This is a genomic window from Bradyrhizobium sp. AUGA SZCCT0160 (assembly GCF_018130105.1).
Lineage (GTDB): Bacteria > Pseudomonadota > Alphaproteobacteria > Rhizobiales > Xanthobacteraceae > Bradyrhizobium.
This window is the reverse complement of the sequence record NZ_JAFCMD010000008.1, coordinates 232,850-246,284: the sequence shown is the minus strand read 5'-3', so window position 1 is coordinate 246,284 and position 13,435 is coordinate 232,850. Positions and strand designations below refer to the sequence as shown.

10 protein-coding genes and 3 pseudogenes are annotated in these 13,435 nt (G+C 58.0%); 5 read left to right on the top strand and 8 right to left on the bottom strand.

The features are described from left to right. Nucleotides 1-87 precede the first annotated feature (87 nt). The 4 genes and pseudogenes from JQ558_RS16070 to JQ558_RS16055 all read right to left on the bottom strand — a co-directional run. Nucleotides 88-1,725, bottom strand: a complete 1,638-nt coding sequence (locus JQ558_RS16070) for an arylsulfatase (RefSeq protein WP_212294213.1) — start codon at nucleotides 1,723-1,725, stop codon at nucleotides 88-90. Between the two features lie 121 nt (nucleotides 1,726-1,846). Further along, nucleotides 1,847-2,833, bottom strand: coding sequence for a formylglycine-generating enzyme family protein (locus JQ558_RS16065; RefSeq protein WP_409410525.1), 987 nt, complete (start codon nucleotides 2,831-2,833; stop codon nucleotides 1,847-1,849). A 301-nt stretch (nucleotides 2,834-3,134) separates the two neighbouring features. Beyond that, nucleotides 3,135-4,244, bottom strand: a complete 1,110-nt coding sequence (locus tag JQ558_RS16060) for an HlyD family secretion protein (protein WP_212294176.1) — start codon at nucleotides 4,242-4,244, stop codon at nucleotides 3,135-3,137. Nucleotides 4,245-4,353: 109 nt separating this feature from the next. Next, nucleotides 4,354-4,542, bottom strand: a pseudogene (locus JQ558_RS16055) (SUMF1/EgtB/PvdO family nonheme iron enzyme); the annotation flags it as partial. Nucleotides 4,543-4,564: 22 nt separating this feature from the next. On the opposite strand from JQ558_RS16055, the pseudogene JQ558_RS16050 reads away from it, so the two are divergent. Further along, nucleotides 4,565-6,213, top strand: a pseudogene (locus JQ558_RS16050) (DUF1254 domain-containing protein). Between the two features lie 55 nt (nucleotides 6,214-6,268). Beyond that, nucleotides 6,269-6,520: a hypothetical protein gene (locus JQ558_RS16045; RefSeq protein WP_212294175.1), complete on the top strand. Its 252-nt coding sequence runs from the start codon at nucleotides 6,269-6,271 to the stop codon at nucleotides 6,518-6,520. A gap of 483 nt (nucleotides 6,521-7,003) precedes the next feature. Here the strand turns inward: JQ558_RS16045 and JQ558_RS16040 are convergent, their stop codons facing one another. From JQ558_RS16040 to JQ558_RS16030, 3 genes are all read right to left on the bottom strand, one after another. Then, on the bottom strand, nucleotides 7,004-8,188 hold the full coding sequence (locus tag JQ558_RS16040; protein WP_212294174.1) for an ERF family protein: 1,185 nt from the start codon (nucleotides 8,186-8,188) through the stop codon (nucleotides 7,004-7,006). 29 nt (nucleotides 8,189-8,217) lie between these two features. Next, the gene (locus tag JQ558_RS16035) at nucleotides 8,218-8,445 is read right to left on the bottom strand and encodes a hypothetical protein (RefSeq protein WP_212294173.1); all 228 of its coding nucleotides are present in this window, start codon (nucleotides 8,443-8,445) and stop codon (nucleotides 8,218-8,220) included. An 80-nt stretch (nucleotides 8,446-8,525) separates the two neighbouring features. Continuing rightward, nucleotides 8,526-9,335 carry a YqaJ viral recombinase family protein gene (locus JQ558_RS16030; RefSeq protein ID WP_212294211.1) on the bottom strand — a complete coding sequence of 270 codons (810 nt, stop codon included), beginning with the start codon at nucleotides 9,333-9,335 and terminating at the stop codon, nucleotides 8,526-8,528. 1,164 nt (nucleotides 9,336-10,499) lie between these two features. On the opposite strand from JQ558_RS16030, the gene JQ558_RS16025 reads away from it, so the two are divergent. The 3 genes and pseudogenes from JQ558_RS16025 to JQ558_RS37240 all read left to right on the top strand — a co-directional run. Beyond that, a complete protein-coding gene (locus JQ558_RS16025; RefSeq protein ID WP_212294172.1) occupies nucleotides 10,500-11,003 on the top strand; it encodes a hypothetical protein in 504 nt (167 codons plus the stop codon). 3 nt (nucleotides 11,004-11,006) lie between these two features. Beyond that, entirely contained in the window at nucleotides 11,007-11,540 is a 534-nt protein-coding gene (locus JQ558_RS16020; RefSeq protein ID WP_212294171.1) for a hypothetical protein, read from the top strand. Between the two features lie 737 nt (nucleotides 11,541-12,277). After that, nucleotides 12,278-12,553, top strand: a pseudogene (locus JQ558_RS37240) (hypothetical protein); the annotation flags it as partial. Here the strand turns inward: JQ558_RS37240 and JQ558_RS16015 are convergent. Continuing rightward, nucleotides 12,554-13,390, bottom strand: a complete 837-nt coding sequence (locus tag JQ558_RS16015) for a lipopolysaccharide assembly protein LapB (protein WP_212294170.1) — start codon at nucleotides 13,388-13,390, stop codon at nucleotides 12,554-12,556. Nucleotides 13,391-13,435 lie beyond the last annotated feature (45 nt).

Below are 13,435 nucleotides of genomic sequence, written 5' to 3'. Positions count from 1 at the left end.
TATTCACGTCGGAGACGGCACCATTAGAAGGAGCCGTCTGCTCGGCGAGGACGGCGCAGGGCGCGCCGTCCGTTTCCGTCATATCCCTCAGTTGCCCGTAGGCATCGGCAGCTTGATGCCTTCCTTAGCGAGCGCATCGCGGACGCTCTGGAATCTTTCGTACTCCGACAGCGTGAGCGGACCAGTGTAGCTCTCACTTTGCAGCTTGCGAGGGGGATACTGGACGTAGGTTTTCATCAGGTTCTTGATGGCTTCGCTGACGGTTACCATGGTCCAGGTACGCTCAGTGTAGTTGTTCATGAAGATATCGTAGCGCTCCTGCGGATCCTGCCACAGGTCAAACACCTGGGGGACGGTGGCGACGTATTTCTCCGCCCCCTTCCAGCCTAGATTAGTATCGACGGCTAGGCCGCCGGTCGACGAGCCATCGTCTCCGCGCAGATTGAATACTGCCTTGTAGTTGCCAACGCGCGCAGCTCCGGGTGAAAGTTCGTTCTCGGTAAAGTAAAACCACTCGTTGCGCGGTGACTTGCCGGTGCCAAACAGCACGGGCGACATGTCATAGCTGTCGAACATGATCGGCTGTCCGGCGCGATCCTGTGTTGGAAGCTTGGTGCCTCCGACGGCCGCAAAGGTGGCCATCAGATCAAGGCCGCCGATAATCTCGTGGTTCTTTGCGTTCGGCTTAATCTTGCCGGGCATCCACGCAATCGCAGGAACCCGGTTGCCGCCCTCGCGCACGGTGCCCTTGGTTCCACGGAACGGCGTGTAGCCGGCATCGGGATAGACATCCTGCCATGCGCCGTTATCGGTGGTGTAGAACACTAGCGTATTGTTGGCGTTTGGGAGCGAGCGGATCTTGTCCATGATCCGCCCTATCCGAGCATCAAGTTCGACCACGGAATCGGCATACTTGCTCTTGGACAGAGATTTATGGATGTAGTCGGGGTGAGGCATGTTCGGCTGATGGACCTTCATGAAGTTGATACTCATGAAGATCGGTTCGCGCGAGTTCGCGTTACGATCCAGATATTCGATCGCCGCCTTTTCCACGTAACCGTCGAAGAAGGGAATTCCCACCACACCTTCCTTGCCGTTGATCACCGGCGTGTCGACATACTGCCCGTTAATCTTGAATTCCTCTCGCACCGGCTGGCCGGCGTTGCCTGACAGCGCGCCCTTGGTCACGCGCGCAAACATCGCTCGTAATTCGGGAGCCATGTCGGGAAACCACGTGGGGTCGGCGTAAGTGTAGGCGTTGAGATGATAGAGGCCACAATACTTCATCTCATCGTAGCCCTGTGCATTCGGAAGCGCGTAGTCGGCTTCGCCCAAATGCCACTTGCCGGTGAAGAAGGTCTTGTATCCGCCGGTCTTAAGCACGGATGCGAGCGTCCACTCCGCCGCCGGCAGGCCGCCGCCTTGGCCCTGGAAGGCCACGGTCGTCATGCCGCTGCGGTTTGGAATACGGCCGGTCTGCATCGCCGCACGGCCAGGGGTGCAGCTTGGTTGCGCATAGAAGGAATGGAACTGCATGCCCTCGCTGGCCAGCCGGTCGATGTTGGGTGTTGGCATGCCGCGGCCCTCGCCACCGCCATATGGCCCAAGATCACCGACGCCGGTATCGTCGGATATAATCATGATTATGTTCGGCTTGCTCTGCTGCTGCTGAGCTTGTGCCTGACTGAGTTGAAGTCCGTCTAGGGCAAAGGCGGCCGCCAGCATGGTACCCGCGAGCAAAGCATTGCGTCGGCTGACGCTGCGGCCGGTGGCCGCGTTCGCGGCTATTTCTTTAGAAGTTTTCATTCTTTTTCTCCTGTTTGACGACTTCAGTGCGTCTCCGGTCTCACGACGATCTTCTCACACAACGAAATCCGAGATGGCTTGTTGACGTATCAACAGGCTCGGCATGCCGCGCTGCGGGGCGATAGCGGCGGCAATAGTTGGGCGCGCAAAGATGCGAGCCACCCTTAATGACTTTGCGAGGAATTTTGCTAGCTGGGTGATGCGGATCGAAACTTTCCTCTTTGCGGCCACCGCGCGGATTTTGCGGAATGCAGCAGGTCTTCTTGGCATCGGCTTTGTGTTTCGGCGAATACCAGTCGGTGATCCACTCCCAAGTGTTGCCGATCATGTCGTGGACGCCAAAACCATTCGCTGGAAATGCGTTCACAGGCGAAGTACGAGCGAATCCGTCGTTTAGGGAATTCTCGGCAGGAAAGTTTCCTTGCCAAGTGTTGGCCATGTGGCGTCCGCCGGGTACGAATTCGTCACCCCAAGCATATTCCGCGGATTCGAGTCCTCCGCGGGCCGCAAACTCCCATTCAGCCTCCGTCGGTAGAGCCTTGCCGGCCCAATTCGCATATGCCAGCGCGTCATCAAAGTTGACATGAACGACGGGATGGTCATCAAGTCCTTCGATGTGGCTGTCGGGCCCGTAAGGATGTCGCCAGTTGGCTCCTCGCATGAGGCTCCACCACTGGCTCCAATCTTGAGGGTTCGACAGAAGCTTCGGGGGAACGAAAACCAATGAACCTGCGAAAATCAGCTCGGGAAGGGCGTCCGGATAATGCACGGGATCCGGCGCAACTTCCGCAAAAGTAACGTGGCCCGTCGCGCTCACGAATTTGCGAAACTGTCCGTTCGTCACCGGATAGCGGTCTACCCAAAAACCGTCCACGGCGACGCGGTGCGCCGGCGCTTCTTCGGGGTAATGGCTGTCCGATCCCATGCGAAAAGTGCCGCCGGGTATCCAAATCATCCCGGCCGTTTTGGAAGCGGCATTATCGATGGAAGCGTCGACCGTTATCGTAGATTCAGAAAAAAGCGCCATGTTACGGATTGACCTCGATCGCCGAAAACGCAATCGATGCGACCCTACCGGGCGATGTCTTCACCGGATATTGGACCCTGGTCCAATATAGGAATTGATGCGACTCCGAGGTCGATAGAATGAGAGTTGCGCCGAGATAGCCGAAGCTTCGATCACACGAGTTGAGGCAGCGGCCGGATCGCGGCGATCGTCGTCATCCGCACCTTGCTCGAGTGTTACTAGATCGCCACCTGGAGGGCAGCGCCGGCGGCAGGCGCGAGCACCGAATTGACTTTGCGCCACCATTGTCTCCGGCGCGCCCTTAGAGATAAGCAGTAAAAGAACTAATCCAGACGAGAATAGAGGCAAGAAGTCCAATGACACCCGCATTTTGAGCATAGGTCGTGGCATTCCCGGACATTCCGAGCCGCAGCGAATCTCGGCTCATTTGGTCGGGAACGGATATTTCCGCTGGAAAGGCGCTCGTGCCACCGATCGCCGTCGTTCGGGCAAGGGTTCCAGATACAGCGACTTGGCCCTGACCTACGCCCTTTGGGATGGCAGCGATCTTGGCGTGATAGATGCGGCCCGGAGCGTTATCGAAGACAATATCGACCGGCGCTCCGACCTTGATCGTTTCGAAGCCGTTTTGTGAGAACATCCCGATGATTGTGATTTCGTTCTCAACAACAAATGAAAGTAGCGAACGCGCTTGCAGCGCACGATCGCCGACAGTCAATGTTATGAGTGTTACGTAGCCGTCGGCTGGGGCTCGAACCGTAGTCTGTGACAATTCCCACTCGGCATTATCCAACTGCGCCCGAATTTGAGCGACTGTGGTGTTCACGCCCCCAATCTCGGAGTCTAGTGCAAGTTTTGCGCTCTGTTGGGCGGCCTTGGCTGCACCGAGCTGTGCAGACACAGTCTCAAACTGAACCTGGGTGTCTTGCTCCCTGAACTCGGTGTTCGCTCCGCTCTCAAATAGCTTCTGAATGTCCCTCAGGCGCTGCGCATTGAATTTGACCTGAGCTTCCAGTCCGGCCACGGTGGCGCTCGCCTGGTCGTAGGTTGACTTCAATATCTGCGTTTGCTGTTGCGCAGCAGCCAGCACTGCGCGCAGGTGATCTACTTTAAACTGGAACGGGGCCGGGTCGATCTGGAATAGAACGTCACCAGTCTTTACCGGCACGTTTGGTTTGACCGGAATAGCAAAGATCTGGCCGCTCACGTTTGGCGTTACCTCGACGACCCGTCCGGTCACGGTGACCTTGCCGGAAGGCGTCAAATAATTGAAAAGCGCCAGGAACGTGGCAAGGATCAATGAACCGATGGAAATTGAAATCGCTCCCGACAGCCAGCCCCAACGAACGATCTTGAATTTTGAGAACACAAGCCAAAGCGCTACGGCGTAGAGGCACAGAATTATAAGCACGACAGTCCCTATCTTCGTTGATCCGAAACCGGCTGGACGAACTTCGCTATGCGCGGGGAAGGGATCGTGACGCGAATCTTGTCCTAATAAAATTGCCCTTTGGACCTACATCGCCCCAGGCGTACTCGGCGCCATCTAGGCCGCAGCGCGCGGCGAACTCCCATTCGGCCTCGGTCGGCAAGTCCTTGCCGGCCCATTAGAGGTAGGCTTGCGCATCGGCGAACGGGACATGCACGACGGGATGATTATCGAGAGTGTTGATGTTTCTCTTGGGTCCGCAAGGGCGCCGCCCACGCGCGATTCGCGGTGGAGTTAGCAGCATGAAGCATCACGCTAGATTTGCAGCCGGCTTGGCCTGCCCTGCATTGATACTGTCCCACTTCGCAAGCGCCCAGACCACCTCCGCCATCCCTCCTTCACTCAACACGCCCGACCGGGTGGAGACTCGGATCGGCACCCTTGAATTCAAAGACGGCGCGCCGACGGTGGAAACCGCAGAGAAGGTCGCGACACGCTCGACTTCACGCGCGCGCTGAACGTGTACAACAACAGCTTCCGCGGCGCCTCGGCATATGCGCTGGGCAAGGGCTTTCAAAGTATCGGCGCTGAAGACAATATCCCGGTCATCTTCTCCGAGTTAATGGATGCAAAGTCGCTGTTTCTCACGGCCAACGCCGACACCGTCTACTACATGGCGGTGATGAACCTGTCGAAGGGGCCGATGGTGGTAGAGCAGCCACCCAAGGGCCTGGGCACCATCAACGATATGTGGTTTTCGTGGATCGTCGACATCGGCTTTCCTGGACCTGATCGCGGCGAAGGCGGCAAGTATCTGTTCGTGCCGCCCGGTTACGACGGGCCGCTGCCCGAAGGCGGCTTCTATATCGCGCGGTCGAAAACGAATCGCGTGCTGTACGCGGCCCGTTCGTTCCTGGTCAACAACGACCCCAAGCCGACTGTCGAAGTGATCAAGAAGCACCTTAAGATCTATGCATACACGCCAGGTGGCGTGGGCACGAGCATCGCGACAGCTCTCGACGGCACCGTCCGGCTCGCCAAAAATCCGCCAGTTCCTGAAACCAGGTTCATCGAAGGTACCGGCAAGGCGTTCAACATTCCTCCCGGCGACTACGGCTTCTACGAAATGATCAACGAGAACGTACAGCAGGAGCCGGCGACCAGTTACGACCTCGAACTGACCGGTCAACTCGCCGCCATAGGCATCGCAAAGGGCAGGCCGTTCAAGCCTGATGAACGAATGAAGAAGATCCTCACTGACGCTGCCGCCGTAGGCAACGCGACCGGACGCCTGCTAAACTGGCGCACCGCCGTGTCCCATCCGGAATGGTCGTACTATCCCGGCTCGATGTGGGCCAACATGCTGTGGGAAGGTGGCGCCAACTTCGAGACGCCGCCGCCCGAGTTCACCAGGGACGGCATGTTCAAGCCGCTTCCGCCGACCGGCGCGCGAACGCTCGACTCGCGGACGGCGTTCTACTACGGCTACACGCTCGATTCTCCGGGCATGATCATGCGCATTCCCGACGTCGGCTCGCAGTATCTCGTGGGTTTCGTCGATTCCGCCGGCAACCCCTATGATGGCGGTAAGACCTATAAGGTGACGCTTCCTAAGGACATCCCTGCGCGGGCGTTCTGGTCGTTCACACTGTACGACAACCAGACGCGATCGATGCTCGATACGCCACAGCGCTTCCCGCGCGCCGGCAGCCAGACTTATCCGTCACCTGCCGCCGAAGCCAGCGCCGATAGCTCCACGACGATATACTTCAGCCCGACGCAGCCGCAGGGGGTGCCGCGGGGGAATTGGATCCACACCATGCCCGGCAAGGGCTGGTTCACGCTCCTTCGCCTCTACAGCCCGCTTGAGCCGTTCTTCGCCAAGACCTGGCGGCCGAGCGAGATTGAACTTGCTGCCGCTGGACCAGATACGGTCGGGCGGAAGAATTGAATAGACGATCGAGAAGCGAAACGCATGCCGCCAACGGCAAAACAATGGAAGCTGCGTGAGACCAAGCCCGTTCATCGAGAGGCGTGTTCGCTTAACCCCTTTCGTTCAAACCATCAGCACTTCGCTGGTCTATCGCTTCGTGCTGCGACCGGAACGCGGTGCTGATCTCCCGATTGAGCAACTCAAAAGCCCCGGCATCGTCCGGGGCTTTTTGTTGGGCGGCAAGCCAGCCCAGAAATCAGTTGAGGAGAAGTTAAGTTTCGGGGCGCAAGGTTTCTGGAATTGGAACTTCTGTGCTAAAATTTGAAGTTCTAGAAGTTCTAAACGCCGAAGAAGCGCGTCAGATAACCAACCCGGCGGACCAGTTGCGCGTTGTTCGCCATGTTTCGCTCAGCTATCGCAACATTCTTGAGGCACCATTGCCACTCACCGGCGGCGGCCCGTGGCTTGACCTTGGTAAAGCTAAAAGCCCGCCTTAACCGGCGGGTTTTTCTATATTGACGTCGGTAGGCTTCGCAAGGGAGCACGGGCAATGAACATCTTTCGGAAGATGTGGCTACATTTCCGAATTGCGTGGCGGGCTCGCGTATTCAAGCAGGGTGCGCGAGTTGGGCATGACGGTGGAAGAGGCCAACGCCTATATTAATGAGGAACATCCGCTGACCACGGCGAAGCCGCACATGAGCGCGAGATGATGGGTCGAAGGAGCGAAATATCAAACTGAGACACTACCCAAAATCGGTTGTCGCAAGTTCGGGCCCTGCCGTCCCATCACATGAATGATTTGACATCAAGGAAGTTGTTTCCCGACCAGGCCGATGCGACTGGGCGGCGCAGTAGGCGCCCCATCTTCGTCTTGGACGGGTGGAACGTTAGGCAGCGGATGGGTTTCCAGCCAAAGCTCGCGCGCCAAACCTACTGGTTCGAGGCCGGCTGTCACCCACCAATCTCTTTCTTTGCTGGCGCGGTGCAGTTCGCGATGATGCGCCCGGCACAGCGGCACTGTAAATTCGTCGCTGACCTTTTGGCCGAGCCCGCGGGGCTGTGCAAAACGCAAATGGTGTGGGTCACACGGCTCGCGGCCGCAGACAAGGCAGGGGTGGCTAGCAACAAAGCGCAGGTGTTGCCGGTCTCGTTGCCGTTTGGTCTCCGGCAGGGTTAGCACGCTTTTGTCAATGCGCGATCGGGCCTCTGGGGTGGCCGTCGGCTGTTGCAGTTCGCCTGACGCGATACCGGCATGCGACGTCATTCGGTCGAGCCGGATCTGAAACGCCGTCCTGACCTTGGTGCCATCTGCAGGCGTCAGGGAGTTTGCTTTTGGCCAGGCTTGGAGCGTCCAGGCGTCGATATCGTCCTTGAGCCCTAACCCGTCGAGCTCGGCAAGCAACTGGTCCCGCAGCGTTGCCGAGGCTTCGGCAGACAGGACGTTGACATGAGCACCGTTGGCACGCTTGTGGGCGCTCTGGAACGTTTTCGCTTGCGGGGTCTGACCGTTCGTACCGCATTGCGGCGGACTGTTTGTGGGGGCTGGATCCGCCACTTGGGGACCAGCATCGGGTGCATCGAGATCGTCATCGCCGGCGATCCCGACCAGGGTAAAGAGGCCGTAGCGTCGGGCATAGGTGAGGGCGGAGCCCATCCGGTGCGGGGCCGCGGTATCGGTGACGGCACAGACCGGCCAGTCCGAGGCCAGCCATTCGCCGGAAGCATGGAGAAGGGTGGTGGTGAGCTTGATCAGACCCGTCTCAGGCTCTATCGCGGTTGCCTGGACGGTCGCGATCTCGTGCTTACTGAGGCATTTTCGGACGATATCCAGTCCACTTGCCAGCGAGGCATAGCGAAAGGTCCGGCTGTCCTCTCGCGGAAAAGCCGAAGGGATGGTCGCCGTCAGCGACTTCTCGGGGTTCTGGATTTCCGCCTGCGCTTTGGCCAGGGCCGCGCCTATGTTGCTGATCGATTGGCTTGCACGTTGCATCGGTAACTCCGTTAAAATAGGCGAGGTCGCTAATGGGCGGTAAGGAGTTCGACCTGAATCTCCAACAGGAGAGCGGCGGCGACAAGCTGGGTTTCCAGATGGGTGGAGAAGTCGCTCAAAAAGCCATCTTGCGGGCAGGCGGATTGGAGTGCGCGCAGCTCGCACCAGAAAGCGGCCAGCAGCTCAAAGGCTGCGACATATCTCTCCGGAGGATCGCAGGACGGGTCGAGATGAACAAAGTCGAAGGGCGACTCCATGGGCGCATCCACGTCCTAACCTCCTGCGAGGGCTTCGCTCCGGCTTCCAAAACGTAGCCAATCGGAAAGCTCGCCGGCGGCTACTCGGCGGCCTGAAGTTCAAAACTGATGGCGCCCGACTTGGAGCGCTTGGCGCGGACGCCGTGCCCTTTGGCCTCTTTCGCGTCCTCTGGAACGAGCTTTTTGAGCTCGCCCTTGGCGGCTTCGTGATCGAGGAAGGCGGCCCGGGTTCGGCAAAATACCCCCGCGAATTCCGCCCAGGAGTTGGACGCACTCATGTCGACGCTTCTGACCGCTTCGATCCGGGGCCTCGGCGGCTCAACGCCAAACAGGTGAGGGGTCTCGCCGGTCTCGACGCAGTGCCAGAATTTTTTCGCCGCCGTGAGCAACAGGTGCTGGTAGAGCGGATCGGCCGGAATCGTCATTTCCACCCACTTTCCGCCGCCGGTGATGATAGATAGCACCGCCATGCGCGAGGCGGTGACCCACATGTTGTGCTGCAGCTGCGCCATGTGCTTCTCGGCTGCCCCTTCCTCCGAAAACGACCACGGCAGCATAAACTTGGCCTCGAACACCGCGCCCGTCGCCTCGACCATGCCGTCCAATGTTGCTCTCATCCAGCGCTTGACCGAATGAATCACCTGCCGCTGCACCCCGGTCACGACCTGGCCGGTGTTCTTCTCGTACCAGTGTCGGTTGAGGTTCTCGGTCACGGTGCCGAGCTGAACGATCAGGTTGCTCGAGAGATCCTCGGGCTCAATCTCGCCGCGCTTTTCCCGCCAAAGCTGAAGCAGGGCCGTCTCGTCGTCGCTCATGATAATTCGGGCATCCGAGCCGCCGATGAATGAACGGCGGTCGGCGTTTGATTTTGTCCATACGTCCGGTTTCATGCTTTCCTCCAACCTCACTGAGTCGATAAGGCATCAGAGATCAAATGATCTCTAATATATCATACGATAGCAGGAAGTCAAAGTGAAATCTGACCCATTAACCAGCGCCCAAATCAGAGCGGCCCGGGCGCTAGTCCGATGGCGCGCTCAGGATCTTGCACGGGAGTCGTCGGTTGGCGTCGCCACGATCCGTCGTGCAGAACTGACCGACGGCGAAACCTCCATGACGGCCGCAAACGACCTCGCCGTTCGCCGCGCCCTCGAAGCAGCCGGCGTCCAGTTCATCGACGAGAACGGGGGCGGTCCCGGCGTACGCCTACGAAAATCACATCGTGCTAAGCCATGACCGCTAATGTGTGGAGCGGAGAAGGTTGAGAGCCTCTAACATAAGAGGAGTTCGATGCGTGATCTCGACGCTCTCCTGAACTCACTCGTGAGCACGATCGCAAACGTCTTGTTTCGATTCTGATCGCCGAAGCTGGCAGCGATTGGCGAACGCTGCTCGACAGCGTACGGCCTCGCGGCGCGCGCCAGGCGGACGCACGAAATGCAAAATAGCGTAGCTGCGCGTGTCGACTCGATCTTGTCCTTTTTCCAGCACGGCGATCGCACTGGACATCTCCGAGCACGATGTTGAACTCTGCAAAGCAGTTTATCAAAGCTACGTGCTAAGGGCCAAGCCTGGATGGTTAGGTGACCATCTGGCGCGGAACGTAAAAAAAAATGCAGACCGAGCTTCTGTATTAGTGAAGTTGAACCCCGCAATCTCCGCGACCGCAAATACTACGCCGTCCTGTCGTAGCTCGCTTGGCTGATTTGCAGAACAAACCCAATTTCTATCTGCAGAATCAATCTCACGCGTTACCGAGCTGATGTGGTCGCACCGAATTCGGGCTTTCCCGATGAAGCCCGCCAGCCCACGGTAGATCGCCTCTCTGACGGTCGGCATGCGTTAGAGCGTCGTTAATTTTTGTCGTAAATGCTGACGGTGTGGAGCTTGGCTAATCACACCGGCTCCATTTCCCAGAGGCGTATATCGGGAACCTTGTCAGACAACGGTGTCTGTCGCTGCCACTCGTTTTCTTTAAGGAGAAAGCGCATGAAGAGAGTTATGAAAGTACATCGCCTCTGCTCATCACGGAATCAAAAAAAGAATTCGATTCTATGGCCGCCGCGATGCTGGCGTACATCAAGCCCAATAGCATTTTGGAAGAAATCTTGAGCGATGACGTCATTGACTCGACATGGCACATCATCCGGCTGCAGCGGAATCGCACCGCCTTGATTAACATCGCCTACCGCGAGGCGATTGTGAACCTCCTTCATGCGGAGCTCAGCGTTGCCGATGAAGTCAAGGCGCCAAGGCTTGCCGACGGATGGTTCGCGACAAAGACAGGCAAGGACGAAGTGATGGAAATACTCGCTGGTTTTCATCTCGACGAGACGGCTATCGAGGCCGAAGCGATCAAGAGTCTTGGTCCAGGGCTCGAGACATGGGACAGAATGGTAAGTTCGCAAGAGGAGCGCCGCCAAAAGACGCTCGATACTCTCCGGAAGGTTCAGGCCAGCATTGCCAACAGGGCGAGGGAAGTCTCCCAGAGCCTGATTGATGCGGAGAAAAAGGTTAGCCGCGATCGCTCTGGCGATCATTCTGAAGCTGCGGAATAGCCAATGGCCAGCGAGCGACAGGTCACCGCGAACCGTATAAATGCCCGCAAGAGCACCGGACCGAAAACTCGCGCCGGCCGGCAGCGCATACGGACCAACGCTTATCGCCACGGTCTGGCCGCTGTATTCAATCGCGAATCGCGAGCGGAGATTGAAATAATCGCTCGCGAGCTGGCCGGGGACACTACTAATCCAATCATCCTTCAGCATGCGCGGGATGCCGCGTATGCGGTTTTTGTTTTGGCAAGAATAAAGGTTTTGCGGATTGCCTGGGTCCAGCGCGCCTATGAACTTGGAACGGTAGAGTTTCCACCTAAATCCGCAATCCGGAAGAGTTTCTTCGCTTTCCTTGAGGGAAAGGCGGGACTGATGGCGTTGCCGTTTCAGACCATGCCGCCAGAAGGACCCGAACGCCTCTCCGAGGCCATACATCGGGCCCTGACGCAACTCGCCAACCTTGACCGATACGAAGCGCGAGCCGTGGCTTTACGCAACCGCGCTTTTCGAGTGCTCGTTAGCTTGCAGGGCAAGAACTGAAAATAGGGGGTGCCAATGGCAAAACTCGCCAAGCGCTGAAGGGTGGGAACGACGGTTCGTCACTGCCGTGGTTGGCGTGTTCATCTGTCGCCAGTCATCCGGCCTCCTTTATCGCTCTGGTCCGGGCGCGACTGACATTCCTTCCCATCGATCGAAGGTCTGCAAGACTAAGCCATTCCACTTCGCCGGGCGGCGTAACACCATGCGGCGAATGATCGACGAGGGAACATCCAATGCCTTCGCAATGTCTGCCACAGACAGCCGCGAGAAATGTGATCTTCTGCACAGATAACGGTGCCCTCAGGGCAAGATCGGGCAACCAATTTATGGAGGGCGTCATGATCGAATCCAAAAGCCGGAAAATCTCTGACGACGAGCTAGATATCGTTGTCGGATGACGTAAAGCCGGCGAGGGACAGAAGGAATTTTTCGACTGTTTTACCTCCGCCGACGCCAATTCAAACTATTGGATGGTTAATCGCTGTCTTCAAATGAACAACGCTCGGTTTTCGCGGCGCCCTATTGGTAGGATAGGCGCAGCGGCAGCTATAATGATTCCGCGTTCGACGGCTGTGCACAAATTATTGGCTCGTCCCTCTGCTATGCTATTTTTCGCTTCCGAATAATTGGAATCGATGCGCAGTTCGAACGTCCCCGAGGCGTTTCGCCGAACTATTATCGTGGCTTACGTTGCTTCGGAGGATGACCAATGCGATTGCGTCACGTATTCATCAGCTGATCGCTTCGATCTGCCTTTTACCACGCTGAGCGGATTGGTCGATTGCGACCGCTATCACGATACCTGGGTGCACTTTCCGGCGCATTGGCATGACAGAGACTTCGAGGGTGTCGTCCCAAGAGGCACGCCCATCGCGCAGTGCATTCCGGTCAAGCGAGACAACTGGATGGCGCAAATTTCTTCCTTTACGGAAGAAGAGACGCGGCGGGTAAGCGCATTGCAAAAGCAGATAGGCCGAGAGCCCGGATTGTACAGGCGGAATTTCAGGACGTAGCTAACCAGACCGATTCTCGCCCAGAAATTTTGCCACCGCACTTGGCCGGAAAAAGAAGCGGCCATGCGAGGAAGCGGAAAGCGCGTAGGCAGCGCGGCCGAGCATCTGAGGTCGTCCGCGTATTGCAGCACGCAGGGCGGTCTCGCCACCATTGCGCTCCCCCATTTCCAGCAGGCACGCGGCAAGGTTGGCGCGCGCCAACGGATCCTGGGGGCGCAGGCCGAGCGCGTGGCGGAAGGCATCGGCAGCTGCCGCGTATTCGCCGTCAATGAGCAGTGCCCGCCCGAGTTCTGTGAGGATGTCGGGGCGTCCCGGCGCTGCATCGCGTGCGATCATCAGAGTTTCGCGAGCCCTTGCGCGGTCATTGTCCTCAAGCAGCAGGCGCCCCAGGTCGACTTTCAAATCGATGCTTGCAGGAGCCAACGTGAGGGCCTCCTCGATGGTCCTGATCGCTTCGCTGAGTTGTCCAGCTTTGGAGAGCTGGCCTGCCAGCTCCTGAAACGCAGGCAAATATGGCGGGCGCCGCGCAGCGGTGTGCCGTAATTGTTGGATCCCATCCGCAGAACGCCGCGAACCGCACAATACGGCACCAAGCAAGGTTTCGATTTCCGCGTCGCTGTTACGGCGCATCACCCTTTCGAGTGGCGCGATCGCCTCAACGTGACGATTTTGAGCCAGCAAGGCATGAGCCAGAACGAGCACCGCGCTCCTGTCAGTACGGTTCGATTTCAGGATGTCGGTTGCGAGCAGCCTGGCTCGATCGAATTGCTGCATCTGCAGTGCGAGAGAGGCTTGTTGCAGAGCTTGGTCACGGGAACTGTTCTGCTTGCTGGTCATGACGTCGACTTTAAACCACTTCCGCCGAGATCCAACAGTAGCCAT